Raw genomic sequence first — 16,496 nt, 5'->3', positions numbered from 1 at the left:
GGTCCGACAGCATCTTGGACGGGTCGATAGGCTGGACAGAGGTCATCGCGTGAACTTTCTTTCCTTCAAGTGACTTGCCGGTCTTTTGAAGGATCACGCGGTGACCACCCCCTATCCGGCTACGACACGCCCGCACTTTGCTGGCGTCCGGCCATACACCATCCTGCTGGACTCAACCGATCTGGGAGAGCTGGCGGTTGGTGACGCCGTCGTGCGTGATGCTTCCCGCGAAACTTCATCGGAGCCAGCCGAATCCACGTCAGCGGCAGACGATCGATGTGAACGTTCGCGACGCAGACAGTCTCGCCGTACCGTTCCGAGGAGGCCGAATAAGCCCCGCGGTGACCGGAATCCGAGTCCGCTCCACGCCCGGCAGCACCGACAATGAACTGACGGCAACAGAATTCGAGTATGCATCGCAAAGATCGGTGAGCAGTGGTTGTCGCTCGGAGGAGCCTGGACCGCAATAACCGCGGAAGACTCGTCGAGACCGTCGGCGTTCACGTCTGCCGCCCTGGGCGGAGAGCGCGCCGGTGGAAGTCGACCGGAACCGACCGCGGGCATCGTCCGTCCAACAGATCAGAAGTGTTCAACCCCGCACGCAAGGAGCGCGATGACCGACTTCCAAGTCGTACCCGACGATGTGGACAAGTTCAGCGGCGCGATGCGTGATCTCGCGGGCCAAGCCGGCGCAGCAGGCAGCCACGCGACGAAGTGGTTCAACCTCTCGGATGCCCACACCGGCATATTCGTCGAGGTCAAGGGGATCGTCGAGCATATCCGGCAAAATCTCGAGGACAACTACAAGCACCTCCAGACGCTGGGTGACGGCTCGGCGATTGAACTCGCCAAAGCCGCCCAGCTCTACCGAACGACCGACTACGAGCACGCTCGGCAGCTCGACGAGACATATCCGGGGAATGCGCGATGACCCGTCCCGAAGAGAAGCTCGTCGACCCTCATGCCGAGGACCCGATGCCGGGCCTGGTGTCGTTCATCGCCGGGGGAAATTTCGTCTCCCCCGCCTACTACATCTCGACCACGATCAAAACCCTCGTCGGCTTCGACGTTTATGGCTGGGCAGGAGAGAAGGTCAACGGCGACTGGGAGGCGGTCGCGAAGGCCGCCGGAGCCGCGGGCAACCTGAGCCGCTTCAATTCGGCGTACGCGGAGTCGATCAACACTCAGTGGCAACAGACCGCGGGCGCCACCTGGCACGGTCACGCCGCCGACAGCTCGCAGACCTATTTCACACATCTCGCTGCCTGCGTCGAGTTCCAAGTTCGCCCGCTCGAAGAGATCGAACGGCAGCTGACGAATATCAGCACCGGCATGCGGGAACTGGGCCGTCGAGTCGGGGACTTTCTACAGGACATCTCCGATTTGGCCCTGCTCTGGCTCGCGTCGCAAGCGGCGGAGGCGGTGCTCGCTTCCAGTCTGGTCGGCGCTCCAGCCGCAGCTGCCCAAGCCGCCGTGTCCGCCGCCTACCTGGTCCAAATCGTGGCGAAGGTGGGCGAACTCATCAAACTCGTCACCACCGCGTACAAGGCGATATACGGGATGATCGGGTTGCTGAACGCACTGTCGAGCCAGACGACTCCGGAAAACCTTCCCGCACTGCCGAATTCGACCTACGACCACCCGGGGGTTTGATCGAATGGAAGATCGCTCCGAAGTCAGCTTCGACGTGGCACACGGCGACATCGCAGTGTCCCGCCAACTGCGCCGTTCCCTGGAAACGATCAAGTCCGCCGTAACCGACCGCGATCTGCGAAAGCAACTCGACGATGTACTGAACGGCCGCCGCAGCATGCGAGACTTCGGTACTTCCGACGCATTCGCGGGAATCATGGACTCCGTACCGGCCGGTCAGCTGAACCGCGCCCTGACGATGCCGGAAGACCAGCGTCAGGCTCTGGCCCAGGCAGGCGAACAAGAACTCGAACGTCTGCGAGGCGATCAGCACGAGTCCGCGCCCACTCCGCCTCCGCCCAATGTGCAGCCGACCCCCTCGACGCCCGCGAAAGATACCGGCAGCCCGGTGATCCCACAAACGAGAAAACCGAATCGCGAACAGCTGTATACCCCCGATGAACCGGACGAGGACGATCTCTACTTTCAACAGCGACGCAACCGAGGATGGCTGGAGTGAAACCCCGCTCGGGCGCGCAAACCGATGTGGCAGTGCGGATTCGCCTCCGAAAAGACTTCGCCGAAGACCCGGATTTCGATCCGCAGGAAACCTTCGTCCTGCAACTGGCCGACGAGCTACCCGACGTATGCACCCGCCACGGCGAGACGGCGATCGAGCAGCGCAACAAGGACTTCGACTTCCGCCCGAAGACTGTCCGGCGTTCTACGGAACAACAATGGATACAGCGAACCCCTTCGTACGAAGTCCGATTCCTGCTGCGAGGCTTCTACCGCGTCGCCACATTCAGATGGTTCGAGGTCAACCCACCATCCACCATCCTCGAGGGAACGTGGCCGATCTGCGCGAAATGCGAACGCACGAGCAGGTTTTGCCAATACACCGGACACGCGATCGTTCTTCTGGGCCTCGCCGCAATTCTCGTCATCCTCGCAGCCACCCAAACAACGACCTCCGACCACCTTCCCGTACCGCTTGTGTTGGCCGTCTTCCCGGGATGGGGGCTGTTCGGGTTGATCGCCGCATACCTGCTCTACCGCCGCTCCACGACGTTCGTGCTGTTCCGGCCCATTGCCGATCTCGAATCAGTACGGATCAGGGCACACCCGCGATTCGTAGCGGCGTTCGAATCTCGCGGGTCGGTGCCTGGGGAGGCATAGACCGTTCTGCCCCGCGAAATACGTCCCCCAGAGCAGATCCAGTACACATCAGGGCCGACCCGTCCCGTTCCAGACCACCAGCGGCAAGGAGGGGCATCAGATGCTCATCATCGGACACGACGGCCACCGGCTGGAGGTCTACAACCCTGGAGAAGCACCAGCTGGATCACGGTCGACCAATTCGTGAACGGACACGTCGGGGACATGCCGGGGCCCGACGGGAATCCGCAGGGTGTGCCACAGAACGTCGACGGCGTGCTGCTCCCCGAGCGTCATGAGCAGCCGAGGAGACACGGCGGCAGCATCGACGACGAAGCATCCTCGACGACAACGCTTTCCGCGCCGTCTCGCCGCCATTGTGGTTGTTCTGCTGCTCATCCCCGTGGTTGTCGTGCTCTCGGTTCGCTATCGGCACGTGCACTCGCCGAGCGGAACAATCGCGACCACAACACCCGCACCCACGCAATGCCGCCTCGATCCCGGTGTCCTCGCGCAAACGCGCGCACACAATTTCGAACAACTCACCGATCAGAGCGCCGCCCACCTCCCCGAAGGCGGCGACCTCAACCTGTCGTGCAGCTGGGGACAAGTGCGCGGGGAAGACGGTATCGACCCGCGTCACTTGGAATTTCGTGTGCAGCGCTTCGACATTCCACGGACCGGTGGCACGGCGCGAGAACAATTCGACCGGCAAGCGCAGACCCCCTACGCCATGGGGCGGCGAACGGATTCCGCAGTGCCGGGATTAGGCGACGGAGCAACATTCGCTGTGGCCACGGACCGCAACGATCAGAGCTTGATGCGACTGGCCGTGTGGCAGGGCAATCTGCTGGTGAACGTCTACGTCCGGGGCGAACAACGGCACCTCTTCTGGACCACCCAAATGTCCACGGAGGAAGCATGGCAATCGAGCATCGCGGTCGCGAAAGAGCTGCTGCAGCGCACATGGTAACGCCCCGCCCGCAATTCGCCGGCAGTCGGCGCACCTGAACGAGCTTCCCCGTCAGGCCATTTCGACGCAGGATCCGAACCGGGAGATCTCAGCACTGCAAACATCGTTCCAGGCGCGAATCCGCTATGCGAAACGATGTCGCGAGTCCGAGATTCTCACCGCTCCCCTCCCATCTCGATCAATTTGATCTGTTCGACCAGGTCCACCACTCGCCGATCCTGCTCCCCATACCGCACCGCCATCTGACTGTGCAGCCGGCGCAACCGGGTCAGCGCCGCGGTGATGTCACCGTTTTGCACATCGCAGGTGGCGAGTTGGCGTTGACAGTGCATCACCTGTTCGTCGTATGGGCCGCGTTCGGCGGTGAGGTCGTCGATGAGGGTGCGGAACAATTCCGCGGCACCGGTGAAATCGTTGCTGTCGAATCGGAGTGCGGCGAGGTTGAGGCGGGCTTCCACCACATCGGCATCCCGCGGGCCGAGTTGCGAAATAGCTTGTTCCACCACGGTTTTCAAGTTCGCGATGGCGGGGGTGAAGCGCGATTCGGCGGCGAGATCGCGGGCGCGGTGGATGGCGCGTTCGATATCGGAGCGGCTGAAATCGGTGGTACGCGGGGGTACTACCACGGTTTCGCCGGTGACGATCGTCGGCGCGACGACGGTCGCGGCGGTGCGCGACGTACCGGCCGTGCTGGCTGCGGCGGCGTACATCCGTGCCGGTCCGTACGGGTCCTTGACTTCCGGGAGCTCCGCCACACCATCGGCGTAACGCATCAACACGGCGTGGACGGTGGCAGCGTCTTCGGGCCGGCGGTCCGGCGATTTCGCAATCGAACTCATGATCAACCGCGCCATATCGACCGGAACATCGGGACGTTCACGGCGGATCTCGTTCGGCGTGAAGTGAACTTGGTTCTGCCACACCACATATGGCGAGCTCCCGGTCATCACACGATCTCCGGTGAGCAGTTCGTACAGCACCAGCCCGAGCGCGTACAGGTCGGTCTGCGGCACCACGGTGCGCCCCTCGACTTGTTCGGGTGCCATGAATGCCGGCGTGCCGAGCGTATTTCCGGTGCCGGTGTACCGGGTCATGCCGGTGTCGGTGGTCACGGCGAGGCCGAAGTCGAGCACCTTCACCGTCCCGTCGGCACACAGCATGAGATTGGACGGTTTCAGATCGCGGTGGTAGATCCGGTTGCGGTGCGCCGCGACCAGCACTGCCGCGGCTTGCGCGCCCAGCGTCGCCACGACCCCGACCGGGAGCGGGCCGCGCCGGGCGAGGAGTTCGTCGAAGGTGGTGCCGTCGACGAACTCCATGACCAGATACGGCCGTTCGGGCGGGCCTGGTGAGATGCCGGCGTCATGGATTGCGGGCATGCCGGGGTGGCTGATCTGCGCCATGAATTCGGCTTCGCGCAGAAAACGCCTAATCCAGTTCGGGTCCCGGTCGAGGTTCGGGTGCGTGACCTTCACCGCGATCCGGCGTTTGAGGTGACTGTCGTAGCCCTCGAACACCTGCCCCATCCCACCGGCGCCGATCTCCCGGACCAGTTCGTACCGGCCTCCGTCGATTCGCGGTTGTGTCACCGCCACCTCCGTGAGTCCACCACTGCCGACACGTCAACCTACTCGTCGACGGTAACCGGTCGCAGCGCCCCCGCCGCCAGGCCCCTGACCCCGGCACGCACGACCTGCTCGACCGCCGCACGCCGCAGCCGCCATGCAACCTCCACGTCGGCCAGCTGCCGGAAGGCTGCGCCGAGCCGGCGTTGGTCTATGAGCGGAACACGCGGAATCTGCACGCGATACAGGTCGACCGGACCGTCGGCGATCGCGGCGCGCAGCACCCCGGCCAGGAATTGCGGGTCGATGATGGTGGCGCTACCGCGCAGCAGATGAATTCCGGAGCCGAGCAGCACACCGTCCTCGGTGCAGACGTGTGCGGCCGGATCGGCGCCCATGACGACCGCGACATCCCCGGCTCGCACCAGCACCGCGCCCGGCGCGTCGGAGTCACCCCACCGCGACGCCGCCCGACCCAGCCGCACATCCTTGGCCGACAACATCGCTGCGTCCCCGCCACCGACGGTCGGCGGCGCTTCGTAGACGTGCAGCGCCTCGGCGGCCACCAGATCCTCGAGCGAAATCGAGTCGTGCGCAACCGGACCGGGCTCGAGGAGCGGCGGATCCACGAGGGGCTGTTCGATCAGCGCGGACCGCAGCTCGGCATAACGCTCGCTCACTACTTGTCCTTCCTGTGCTCGTCCTGCGGCACGAGGGCGCCCGCCGTGAGTCCGGTGGTGATCAGCTCGGCAGTGTGGTCGGCGGCTGCCGAGGCCCGGTGCGCCACGGTGCGCAGCAGGAACAGCTGCCGAAACAGCGCCCCGTATCGGCGCTGTTCCTCCAGCGACAGCACCGGCACGCGCAGCCGGGACAGGTCGAAGCGAACCGTGGATGTTCGTATGGCAGAGACGTTTTCGGTGCCGGTGAGGAATCCGGCGAGGAACCACGGATCGAGCCGGCTGCGGTCCACCCGCAGGGCGTGCACATGCGGGCCGAGGACCGCACCGGCATCCTCCGCGGTAGCGACGCGCGCGGTGCGGCCACCGCTACGGTCGCTGCGCACCGCGGGCATGAGCACGTCGCCCTCGCACACCTCGACCGGTTCGTCGGGCACCGAATCCATCGTGCCCGAGGCCGGAGTTCCGTTCGCGACATCCGGCGCGGTCAGAACGCGGCGATCGCCGGGAAGTCGCTCCGAACCGGGTGGTGCGGCCCGAAACCATTGCAGCTGACCATGATTGACCAGGTCCGCGATGCCGATGAACCGCCACGACTTCCCGCGAGACTCCGCCCAGCCCGGCACCTCGGCGAGAACGTCGGCCAGGTCCGCGGCCGCCGCCCCCAGACTGTCGAGTGCCGCACCGACCTGTTCGGAAACCGCCCCCGAATCGAGCGCCGATCGCACATACCGGGCGGGAGTAAGGTCGACTTCCTCGTCCAGCAGATCGACCAGCCGCACCACCGCCGACACCCCCGACTCGGCTGCGCTGTCGAAGCTGCCTTCGTCGAATGCCTGCCACAGCGCGATCACCGCATCCTGTCCGAGACGATCGCCGTCTTGGCGCGCCCCGTCGGCGGTCTCGACGAACAGCATCGAGTCCGGTACCGCCGCACCGACTTCCGGTCGCCGCACCACCCATATCTGCAGTCCGACGTGCCATGGCTGCGCGACACCCGGCGTCAAACCGATCACGGCGCGCAGCGCACCCGCACGCACCAGGTTGGACCGGATCTTGCGCCCGGACGTCCGGGTTGCGACCGCGGGGGGCAGCAGCAGCGCCGCGATACCGCCGGGCCGCAGATGGGCGATGGCGTGCTGCACCCACGCGAGTTCCGGTTCTCCGCGCGGCGGCAGCCCGTAATCCCAGCGGGTGTCGAAGGCGAGCTCACCCGAGCCCCAGTCCCGTTGTCCGTAGGGCGGATTGCACAGCACCGCATCGACCCGGAGGTCGGAGAATGCGTCGGCGGTCAGACTGTCCCCGGCCCGCACCACTGGCTCCAGAGCCGTCTCGGCTTCGATCAGCAATCGGGCGCGCTGCACCTGCACCGGCACCAAATCCTGCCCGTACAGTTCCTCGGCGCCGCACTGGGCGGCCGCGAGCAGCAGGTTACCGCTGCCGCACGCCGGGTCGAGGACGCTGCGCACGGCGGGGTTGGTCGCCGGCCGAAGCAGCGCCGCCATCATCGATGCCACGGCCGGCGGGGTGACATAGACCCCGGTCGAGGCGGCATCGTCCATCGCGCGTTCGGACAGGATGTCGAGCGCGGTACGCACCTGCTCGGTGCTGGTGGCCGACCGCAGGGCGGCGGCGACCTCGGTCGCCAATTTCCGATCGTCGGCCCCGGAGGCGGACCAACCGTCTTCGGTACGACGCAACACCTCCATCACCTTGGTGACAGCCTGCGGCGTCGCATGCGATCGAACCAGTGTGCGCAGTTCGGCCTCCGGCGACTGTGCCGCGTCGATGCCATGCGAAGCCAGCCATTCCCGCACGGCGTGCAGATCGAACAGCGGCCGCGACTCGTTGCCCGCGACAGGGTCGGGGAAGTCGTCGTGGCGGCGACGCCAATTGCTCACCGTGGCACGAGTGACGCCGGCGAGCCGCGAGATCTCTGCGGCGCTCACCTTCGCTACGGGCTTCGGCATACCCCTCCTCTCGCGGGTCTGCTCACACACTGCTGGACCAGTGAGCAAAAATCAATCTTCCGATCGACATTGACAATGTTTTCAGTTCCTCCTACTGTTTGCATCAGCCTCAAAGCACCGCCGACACCGGCGATTCTCCGCACCTCGACCCCTCCCGCAGCCGTCGCCGTCGAGCGATCCCTGCTGCCGTAAACGACAGGACTTCGCCATGAGTCACGAACCCGACCGCCCTATCGACGCATGGGACACCGCACCACCGGACCGCCCGCCCGCACCGAATCCGATGCCGCCGTATCCCCCGAGCGCGGGCGGGCTGATCGAGCCGTATCCGCCGGTTCCGCCCACCGCGCCGCCGTACTACTCGGCCGAATACTTCACGTCCCCTGGGCGCGCGCAACCCGCTGTCCCCCAGGCCTTTCCGTCACCACCGCCGATGATGAACGTGGTCCAGCAGTTCCCGCCCGGAGCGCAGGTCGTCGTCACACGATCGTTCCCGCACGGACTGCATCTGGTGCTCACGCTCATCACCTGCGGGCTGTGGTCACCGATCTGGTTGATCCATTACCTGCTCGCATCCAACAACTGACTCACCGCCAGGAATCATCATGAAAAACGCTCGTATCGTCCCTGCTCTGCTCGCCGCCGGCGCCACCGTCGCGGTGCTCACGGCCGCCGCACCGGCGACGTTCGCGGCCCCCGATACCGGCTCGGCCTCCGGATCCGGCGGCAGCAGCTGCGGACCCCGCAGCCCAGCCGACCAACGCTTCCTGAGCGACTACGCCGAGGACGACGACACCTGCAGCGGCCAGGACTCCGCGATCCAGCTCGCGCAGGCCGAATGCAATTGGCTACGGGCCTACGGCAATTCGGCGCACAACCAGATCGTGCTGGCCGAGAAGTCCCGCGGCGCCGTGAAGTACCCGTACATCTTCCTCGACGCCGCCATCACGGCCTACTGCCCGCAGTACGAACTCTGATCCCGCCGCCACCGATCCAGGAGTTATGACCATGTTCCGCAAGGCTTTTCCCGCTCTGCTCATCGCCTCCGCCGCCGTGACCGTCGCGGCCGCCACCGCATCCGCCGCACCGGCCGCCACCCTGCACGAGGGCATGCAAGTCGTCGGCACGGACGTCCTGGAAGGCACATACCACACCTCCGGCCCCCGCGCGGACGACTACGGCTACTGCTTCATCACATGGCTCCCCTACAAGGGCGCGAAGTCCTCGGAGGCCACCGATATGGAGTCCTATTCGGGCGCGTCCTACGTGCAACTGCAGGCCGGTGACGTGATCAACGTCGAGGGCTGTACCTGGATCCACGAATAGGAGCGGCGCCATGACTTACCAGCCCGGGCCACAACTCCCGCCGCAGTACGTGGTGCAACAGAAGAAGTCCAAAATGCCGAAGGCGCTGCTGATCGTCGTCGTCGGCATCGTGCTGCTCTGCGGCGTCGGCGGCTGCATCGCCGGCCTCAGCGGTAAGGATTCCGCCGGTTCCAGGCACAGCGCGACCACCGCCGCGGGCAACTCTGCCGCAGCGCCCGCGCCCGCGAAGCCTCCGCCGCCCGGAATCAACACCCCGGTCCGCGACGGCAAATTCGAATTCGTGGTCACCGACGTGCAGACCGGCGTCAAGGAAGTGGGCGACAACCCCTACCTGCGCCGCACCGCCCAGGGCGCGTACACGATCGTCACGATGACCGTACTCAACACCTCCAAGGTGCCCTACGGCTTCTCCCCCGGCAATCAGGACCTCTACGACACGCAGGACCGCAAGTTCAGCAACGACACCGCGGCCGCCATCAACCTGCAAGCCGACACGAGCATGTACGCAAACATCAACCCTGGCAACACGATTACCGCCAAGGTCGTCTTCGATCTGCCGGCCGATTCTCAACCCGTCCGGATCGTGCTGCACGACTCCATGTTCTCCGGCGGCGCAACGGTTTCGCTGCGCTGACCGGGTGATCGGCGCCGGGACGGGCACCCACGCGCCCGCCTCGGCGCCGAGCGCGCAGCCGCTCATGTGCGTCATCCCCATCGCGTCGTTACCGAAATGCAGCTAATACGACCCGTCCCCTCACCGACATTTTGGCTACTCGAGACACACTCGCGCCGGAAGGACCGTGCATTGAAGAGAATCGCGGCATACCTCGCTATCGCTGCCATTGGGGCAGCAACCGCATGCGGAGCCACGGAAACGTCGACCACGCAGCCGAAAATCGCCGACACGACGACAACTCTCCCGGTGCCGACGAGGACACAGCCGGCACCTTCAACGGAAGCACCCCCGGCGCAGGCACCCTCGAGCGCGCCGGCGGCAACGCAAGCCGCGACAGTGCCGATGCCGAATGTGGTGTGCATGAATTTGCAGGCCGCACAGAACCTCATCCAAAAAGCCGGAGTGTTCTTCTCTCGAAGCAAGGATGCGACCGGAGCCGGCCGAATGCAGGTACTCGACCGCAACTGGGTTGTAGTCGCACAGACCCCTGCCCCCGGCGTCCCGATCGGTGAGGGCGACGCCGTCCTGTCGGTGGTGAAGAAGGGCGAACCGGGAGATTGCTCCTGATCGGAGCCGACTCCATGTTCTCCGGCGGCGCGACGGTCCCGCCGCGATGACCGGGTGATCGGCGCCGAGGCCATACGCCCACGCGTCCGCCCCCATCGGGAGCCTGTTCCGGACACGGCGGCGTGGCCTGCTGGCTCTGCCGGGAGAGGATTGAGACCCGCCGCAAACGGGCCTGGTATGCCGCACAGATATCGCAACGAGCGGACTACGAGCCACAGCGGTTCCTTGCGGGAAACCCCAGAGCCTCTATGCCCAGTCCCCCAGGCGACTACAGATGGCGGCCCTGATCGGACGGGCGCTGCGGGATCAGCTTCCGCACCTCGTCGTAGGCGTTGATCGGAATGGACAGTGGCTTCACCCTGAATGCCGTCGTGTCACTCACCAGCGCACCGTTGACCACGCCAAGCGCGTAGCCGATGCCGTGTTCGCGCATGAAGGTGTCGACCTCTTCTTCCGGAGGCGGCTCGGAATCGTTGGCGAAATAGAATCGGTACGTCACGACGTATTTGAGTTCCAGCGAAGGGTTACTCACTGAAACCTCGACGGTCGTATCGACGACAGGGGCGTCTTTGGAGGACTTTCCTCCTGATACCGACATCGAGATGCTGAATGCGTTCGGGATGTCTTCCAATTCGTCGGATGATTTGCGACGTACCGACCGCTCTTTCCAGAAGACGTTGCTCCCGGTCGCCCGCTCCACAAGGGTCATGACTGAACCGTCGCGGTCACCCAATGCAGGTAGTCCCTGGTCCCCTTGACCGGTTCCACCACCGGCGCCGAGCGGCCGAGTTGTTCGACCGCGGTCGCCTTCCACGGGCCCGGCGAAGCGTCACCGGTGTCCATTCGCACGGTCCACAACTGCTCCGCGTTCGTCATATCCTCACAGCGCGCATCCGATGATTCGGGAGGCGTCGATTCGAAGGACTCATCGTTTTCGGCCTCCCACCGTTGGGCCCGTATGCGGAAAATCGCTCCGACAGCCTTCGCATAGCGGCGGATCGTGGACATCGTGGGGTTGGTCGCTCCGCTCTCGAATCGGGAGACCTGTGCGGGGTCGACTCCCATCGCCTCCGCGACCTGGGTGACCGAGTATCCACGCTCCAAACGAATCTCTCGCATGTCCAGGATCAAATCCAGTTGCTCGCTCGCCAGCTCCACGCCCAGCTGCTCGTTCGAGGTGGGGTTGCCGAAACCGGGGTACCTGTCCGCGCTCATCGAGACCACCTCTCCCCTCGCATCGGAACATCGCACGGTCGAGCCGAGAGCTGTTGCGTTATATCACAAAGGTTATCAGGCCGCATTCCAGCGTCTCCATACTTTCCGGCAGTTGTCGCACCGTTGAGTGCCCGCGATCATGGCCGAGTGGATGTCGGCCGTCTGATCGTCGCTCGTCCAGCCGCCATCCGCACCGACAGGTTTCTCACCAATGGCCGACGCGTAGATTTCGTCGGTCGTCGCCACCCAGCCTGGGCGGGACTCGATGAAGTACAAACGGTACAGAGTTCGCCCATTGACCGACTCGGCGTACAACTCTCCTACCCACGGCATGGGTCTGACCTGGTCATCGAATGCGAAATCGGGCAGGTCTCGCACGCGGTCTCCCACCGGACAACGATGAGTGGGATGCGTCGGCCGCGGGACATGGTTGTTGTTCTGCGTGGGAGGAAGCCCCCGCTCCCGCGCACGACGAATCATCGCACTGAACATCTCCGCGACCTCGATGTGCTCGCTCCGCAACCGCTCGAACTGCTCGATGCATTCGGAAGTCCACGACCAGGGACATCCCGGTTGATGAATCTTGGAACGAAGCGCGCTATCCATCGAATCCGCCACGCGCGTAGATCCCATGCACCCCAACGCCTTTCACAATCGCCCCGCAGAAAGCCGCGAAGGTTCCGACCGCATCCCCTGCCACCTGGCGCACGCGAATATAACAGTCCGGACCGACACCTCACAGTCGGTCGTTCGACGGATTGTCAACGCGCGGAGGTCATCTCCCGCTTCGTGACAGCACCTGCTCGCGGAGACCGACCACCTTCCGCAGTGCCGGGTAGCGATGGCTGCACGCCCCGATCCGGGTTCAGCGCGACTGCCCCGGTGCGCTCGTGCACAGCACCTCCGGAGTCCCCCACGCGTTGTTCATGTCCACGCTCTTTCGCGTGTCGTACAACGTAAGGCGCGCGTATCCCGTGATGTCGACATCCATCCGCTGTGGCGGGTCGGCCGGGCCGACCATCACCGATGCCAGGTCGCGACCGTCCCCCTGGAGATAGAAACCCCCACTGCCGGTGCCCGATTCACTCGAGTCGATGTCCTTGCCGACCCATGCCTGGAACCTCGTGCAGTTGCCGCCGATGGCCCACACTGCCCTGTTGCTCGGATCGGACGTGCTGGAAGGGTATTCGCCGGCGATGCTTGCCGGATACGTCTGCGTGCCGATCCGCACCGAATCCTTCCAGTAGAAGCCGTTTCCGCCGGAGACCGACTTGTAGGCCGTCAGCTTGTACCAGGTCGGATCCGAATGGGCCGGGGCGGCAGCGGTTGTCGTGCCGGACGGAGTCGTCGTAGTCGTCGGCCGCATCACCGCGGCGGCAACGCTGGTCGTGGAGCCGGGAACCGGTCGGGCATCGGCATCCGCGGCACCGCTGCTCTGCGAATTCCACCACATCACGGCACCGACGCCCACCGCCGCCACCACGACAACCACGCCGAGGCTCACCACATATGTCCGGGTTCCCCGATGCTTTTCCTTCCCTTCCGTGTTCTTCTGCCACCTGCGCCCGAAGAACGGACCGAGGGTCAGGTGACCTTCGGTACTCTTTTGGACCTTCTGTTTCCGCTTCCTCTCGCTTCCCCCACTCGCCTTCACTTGGGCCTCGATGCGCCCTACCTGATCCTGCCGATCCGCCCCGGAGTCTCTACTCACGGATCGTGAGCATATTGAGCGGAGACATCGCTACGTGTCGTTCGAACAACCGACATGCACCACCGCCGTGTCACATCTCGAACCCCAGCACCGATACTGGATTGGCCCGCCCACACCCGTCCCCAGGAGCAGCGTCGATGACCCTCGCCGAGCAGCCCGACACCTTCGAGGTAGCCCCCGGTTCGATCGTGGTGGTCCGCGACGAGGAGTGGCTGGTCACCTCGGCCGAACAAGGTTCGGACGGGTGGCTGCTCCGGGTGCGGGGTCTGTCGGAACTGGTCGGCGACACGACCGCGACGTTCTACCGCAGCCTCGACGACATCGAGGTCCTCGATCCCGCCAAAGCACAGGTCGTTGCCGACAGCTCATCCGGCTATCGGGACTCGCGGCTGTGGCTGGAGTCGCTGCTGCGCAAAACTCCGTTCCCCTACGGCGACCAGACGCTCGCGGTCTCCACGCGGATGCTGGCGGATTCCCTCGGCTATCAGAGGGCCGCAGTGGCGAAAGCCTTGGATCCGCAACACATTCGGCCCCGCATCCTGCTGGCGGACGCGGTGGGCCTGGGCAAGACCCTTGAAATCGGCATGATCCTGTCCGAACTGGTCCGGCGCGGTCGCGGTGAACGCATCCTCATCGTCACCCCACGACACGTCCTCGAACAGATGCAGCACGAACTCTGGTGCCGCTTCGCGCTCCCGTTCGTGCGCCTGGATTCAGCCGGAATCCAGAAGGTCCGCCAGAAGCTCCCCGCGACCCGCAATCCCTTCACCTACTACAAGCGCGCGATCATCTCGATCGACACCCTCAAAAGCCCCCGCTACAAGGCACATCTGGAGCGTCAGCACTGGGATGCGGTGGTGATCGACGAGTCGCACAACCTCACCAATGTCGGCACGCTGAACAACGAGCTGGCCCGCATCCTCGCCCCGAATACCGAGGCTCTGATCCTGGCCTCGGCCACTCCACACAACGGCCGCGAAGAATCGTTCGCCGAACTGCTACGCCTGCTGGACCCGACCGCGGTGGCGGCCGACGGCTCGTTCACCAAGGAGGATGTGCAGTCGCTGCTGATCCGCCGCCACCGCCACCACGACGAGGTCGCCGCCGAGGTCGGTAGCGACTGGGCCGAGCGTGCCGAACCCGTCCATCGCCTGGTCACGCCGTCGCCCGTGGAAGAGCTCGTCGCGCAGGAACTTTCGCAGGTGTGGTTGCATCCGGAGTCGGGCCGCTCCCCGTACTCGGGTGAAACCAAAGCGCTGTTCCCGTGGACCTTGGCGAAAGCGTTCCTGTCCTCCCCCTCCGCCCTCCGTGAATCGATCAACCAGCGCCGCAACAAACTCCGTGAGAAGGGCGGCCCGCACGGCGCCGAGCAGCGCACCGAACTGGAAGCCCTGAACCGTCTCGCCGACCTGAACGACAAGGCATTCACCGAATCCGCCGGCAAACAGGCGGCACTCGTTGACCGCCTCCGCGAGATCGGCATCGGCCCGAAGTCCGACACGCGCGCAGTCGTTTTCGCCGAACGCGTCGCCACCTTGAAATGGCTCACCGACCTGCTCCCGACCGCGCTGGGCCTGAAGCCTGATGCGGTCGTCATGCTGCACGGCGGCCTGTCCGACATGGAGCAGCAACAGATCGTCGACAGCTTCAAACTGGAGACCTCCCCCATTCGCGTGCTGGTCACCGGCGACGTGGCCTCCGAAGGCGTAAACCTGCACGCCCAATGCCACCACCTGATTCACTACGACATCCCGTGGTCGCTGATCCGCATCGAGCAGCGCAACGGCCGCATCGACCGGTACGGCCAGAAACACCCACCGGTGATCTCGTCGCTGATCCTGGAACCCGCCGACCCGGAATTCTCCGGCGACCTGCGCGTCCTGTCGCGGTTGCTCGAACGGGAGAACGAGGCCCACACCACCCTGGGCGACGTCGCTTCGCTGATGGGCAAACACAGTGTGGGAGAGGAGGAATCGGCAATCCGTGATGTTCTCGCCCGCAAAACCACGCTCGACGAAGCTGTTCGCAGTATCGAGGAGGTGGCCGAAGGTGACGATTTCGACGCCTTCTTCGCCCAATTCGACCTGGATGACGACGACACCCGAGCCGAGCTGCCGGAGGAACCCCGCCTCAGCCTGTACCCCGACGACATCAGCTTTCTCGACGAGGCCCTGCGCGCGGCCTTCCACGACGTCCCGCACGCCGATCCGGCCGCGGGCGGCGTCGGCTGGACGCGGCACACCAATCACGGTATCGCCGAACTGATTCCACCCCGTGACCTCAAACAGCGCCTGGGCCAACTCCCGCAGAACTATCTGCGCGACGGCCGCGTCCTGGAACGCCTGAAACTGGCCACTTCCACCGCCGTCGGCGACGCCCAACTGCGTGCCGCGCGAGAAGGTAAGGGCATCAACGACACCACGTGGCCGGAGGCGCATTTCCTCGGTCCCCTGCATCCAGTGCTGGACTGGGCCAGCGACCGAGCACTCAGCGCGCTGGGCCGCAACCAGATCTTCGCCATCCGCGGCGAGGTCGACGACGTGACGGTGTTGCTGATGGGCACCCTGATGAACCGCCGCGGCCAGCTCGTGTCCCGCGTCTTCTCGAAGGCCGAATTCCCGAACCCGGGCAACCCGTCGTTCTGCCTCGTCGAGCCGATGGAGGATCTGAACTTCCTGACCACCACCACCGGCCTGCGTCCCGGCACCTCCAACCCGGGCCCGCTGCACGATCTGGACCAGCTGCAACCGCTGATCCCGGTCGCCGTCCGCGAGGCCGCGCAGTCGATGAAGATGATCCTCGACGCCCAGCAGAGCTCCGCCCAGGAACGCCTCGACGCCTGGCGGCAGCGCGCCGACCGCTGGCATACCGGCGCCGAACAGCTGGACCTGTTCAGCGGCCGGAAGAAGAAGGTCGAGAAGCTGTCGCAACGCATCCTCGAAGAGCAGCGCCTCGCCGAATCCCTCGCTCCCACACAGCAGTTGGTGCGACCACTGCTCGTGATCGTCCCCGAAAAGGATCAGTGA

The 16,496-nt window shown here is 65.0% G+C and carries 18 protein-coding genes; 11 read left to right on the top strand and 7 right to left on the bottom strand.

Translation table 11 applies throughout. From position 1 onward, the window contains the following. The first annotated feature begins 613 nt into the window (after window positions 1-613). The 5 genes from A5789_RS20540 (at window position 614) to A5789_RS20520 (ending at window position 3,763) form a co-directional block, all read left to right on the top strand. The gene (locus A5789_RS20540; protein WP_064923230.1) at window positions 614-931 is read left to right on the top strand and encodes a type VII secretion target; all 318 of its coding nucleotides are present in this window, start codon (window positions 614-616) and stop codon (window positions 929-931) included. After that, the gene (locus tag A5789_RS20535; RefSeq protein ID WP_064923228.1) at window positions 928-1,653 is read left to right on the top strand and encodes a hypothetical protein; all 726 of its coding nucleotides are present in this window, start codon (window positions 928-930) and stop codon (window positions 1,651-1,653) included. The genes A5789_RS20540 and A5789_RS20535 overlap by 4 nt, the downstream gene beginning before the upstream one ends. Before the next feature lie 4 nt (window positions 1,654-1,657). Continuing rightward, complete coding sequence (locus tag A5789_RS20530; protein ID WP_064923226.1) at window positions 1,658-2,152, top strand: hypothetical protein; 495 nt, start codon at window positions 1,658-1,660, stop codon at window positions 2,150-2,152. A 26-nt stretch (window positions 2,153-2,178) separates the two neighbouring features. Continuing rightward, the gene (locus tag A5789_RS20525; protein ID WP_156773022.1) at window positions 2,179-2,811 is read left to right on the top strand and encodes a hypothetical protein; all 633 of its coding nucleotides are present in this window, start codon (window positions 2,179-2,181) and stop codon (window positions 2,809-2,811) included. Window positions 2,812-3,085: 274 nt separating this feature from the next. After that, a complete protein-coding gene (locus A5789_RS20520) occupies window positions 3,086-3,763 on the top strand; it encodes a hypothetical protein (RefSeq protein WP_155525779.1) in 678 nt (225 codons plus the stop codon). 155 nt (window positions 3,764-3,918) lie between these two features. On the opposite strand, the gene A5789_RS20515 is transcribed toward A5789_RS20520, so the two are convergent. Genes A5789_RS20515 through A5789_RS20505 form a run of 3 tightly spaced genes read right to left on the bottom strand, consistent with a single transcriptional unit; the run spans window position 3,919 to window position 7,975 of the window. Next, complete coding sequence (locus tag A5789_RS20515) at window positions 3,919-5,352, bottom strand: serine/threonine-protein kinase (protein ID WP_227462980.1); 1,434 nt, start codon at window positions 5,350-5,352, stop codon at window positions 3,919-3,921. Between the two features lie 38 nt (window positions 5,353-5,390). Further along, window positions 5,391-6,008, bottom strand: a complete 618-nt coding sequence (locus tag A5789_RS20510; RefSeq protein WP_064923219.1) for a hypothetical protein — start codon at window positions 6,006-6,008, stop codon at window positions 5,391-5,393. Beyond that, a complete protein-coding gene (locus tag A5789_RS20505; RefSeq protein ID WP_197516674.1) occupies window positions 6,008-7,975 on the bottom strand; it encodes an N-6 DNA methylase in 1,968 nt (655 codons plus the stop codon). The genes A5789_RS20510 and A5789_RS20505 overlap by 1 nt, the downstream gene beginning before the upstream one ends. 208 nt (window positions 7,976-8,183) lie before the next feature. Here A5789_RS20505 and A5789_RS20500 point away from each other — a divergent pair, with 208 nt between their 5' ends. From A5789_RS20500 to A5789_RS37960, 5 genes are all read left to right on the top strand, one after another. After that, on the top strand, window positions 8,184-8,561 hold the full coding sequence (locus tag A5789_RS20500; RefSeq protein ID WP_064923215.1) for a hypothetical protein: 378 nt from the start codon (window positions 8,184-8,186) through the stop codon (window positions 8,559-8,561). A gap of 19 nt (window positions 8,562-8,580) precedes the next feature. Further along, complete coding sequence (locus A5789_RS20495) at window positions 8,581-8,952, top strand: DUF732 domain-containing protein (protein WP_064923213.1); 372 nt, start codon at window positions 8,581-8,583, stop codon at window positions 8,950-8,952. Window positions 8,953-8,977: 25 nt separating this feature from the next. After that, window positions 8,978-9,301 (top strand): hypothetical protein, encoded by a 324-nt coding sequence (locus A5789_RS20490; RefSeq protein ID WP_064923211.1) that lies wholly within the window; start codon window positions 8,978-8,980, stop codon window positions 9,299-9,301. A 10-nt stretch (window positions 9,302-9,311) separates the two neighbouring features. Next, complete coding sequence (locus A5789_RS20485; RefSeq protein WP_064923209.1) at window positions 9,312-9,935, top strand: DUF4352 domain-containing protein; 624 nt, start codon at window positions 9,312-9,314, stop codon at window positions 9,933-9,935. 402 nt (window positions 9,936-10,337) lie between these two features. After that, complete coding sequence (locus A5789_RS37960) at window positions 10,338-10,544, top strand: calcium-binding protein (protein ID WP_227462979.1); 207 nt, start codon at window positions 10,338-10,340, stop codon at window positions 10,542-10,544. A 268-nt stretch (window positions 10,545-10,812) separates the two neighbouring features. On the opposite strand, the gene A5789_RS36740 is transcribed toward A5789_RS37960, so the two are convergent. The 4 genes from A5789_RS36740 to A5789_RS20460 form a co-directional block, all read right to left on the bottom strand. After that, window positions 10,813-11,253 carry a hypothetical protein gene (locus tag A5789_RS36740; RefSeq protein ID WP_146102142.1) on the bottom strand — a complete coding sequence of 147 codons (441 nt, stop codon included), beginning with the start codon at window positions 11,251-11,253 and terminating at the stop codon, window positions 10,813-10,815. Next, window positions 11,250-11,759 (bottom strand): helix-turn-helix transcriptional regulator, encoded by a 510-nt coding sequence (locus tag A5789_RS20470; protein WP_155525777.1) that lies wholly within the window; start codon window positions 11,757-11,759, stop codon window positions 11,250-11,252. The genes A5789_RS36740 and A5789_RS20470 overlap by 4 nt, the downstream gene beginning before the upstream one ends. A 75-nt stretch (window positions 11,760-11,834) precedes the next feature. Further along, window positions 11,835-12,377, bottom strand: coding sequence for a hypothetical protein (locus A5789_RS36735; RefSeq protein WP_146102143.1), 543 nt, complete (start codon window positions 12,375-12,377; stop codon window positions 11,835-11,837). A gap of 247 nt (window positions 12,378-12,624) precedes the next feature. Beyond that, window positions 12,625-13,263, bottom strand: a complete 639-nt coding sequence (locus A5789_RS20460; RefSeq protein ID WP_064923201.1) for an NPCBM/NEW2 domain-containing protein — start codon at window positions 13,261-13,263, stop codon at window positions 12,625-12,627. 344 nt (window positions 13,264-13,607) lie between these two features. Between A5789_RS20460 and A5789_RS20455 the strand changes: the two genes are divergently transcribed. Further along, window positions 13,608-16,496, top strand: coding sequence for a helicase-related protein (locus A5789_RS20455; RefSeq protein ID WP_064923199.1), 2,889 nt, complete (start codon window positions 13,608-13,610; stop codon window positions 16,494-16,496).

It is taken from the genome of Nocardia sp. 852002-51101_SCH5132738 (assembly GCF_001665695.1).
In the GTDB taxonomy this organism is placed as follows: Bacteria; Actinomycetota; Actinomycetes; order Mycobacteriales; family Mycobacteriaceae; genus Nocardia; species Nocardia nova.
Note: the sequence above shows the minus strand (reverse complement) of the source record. Positions and strands in the feature narration are given on the sequence as shown.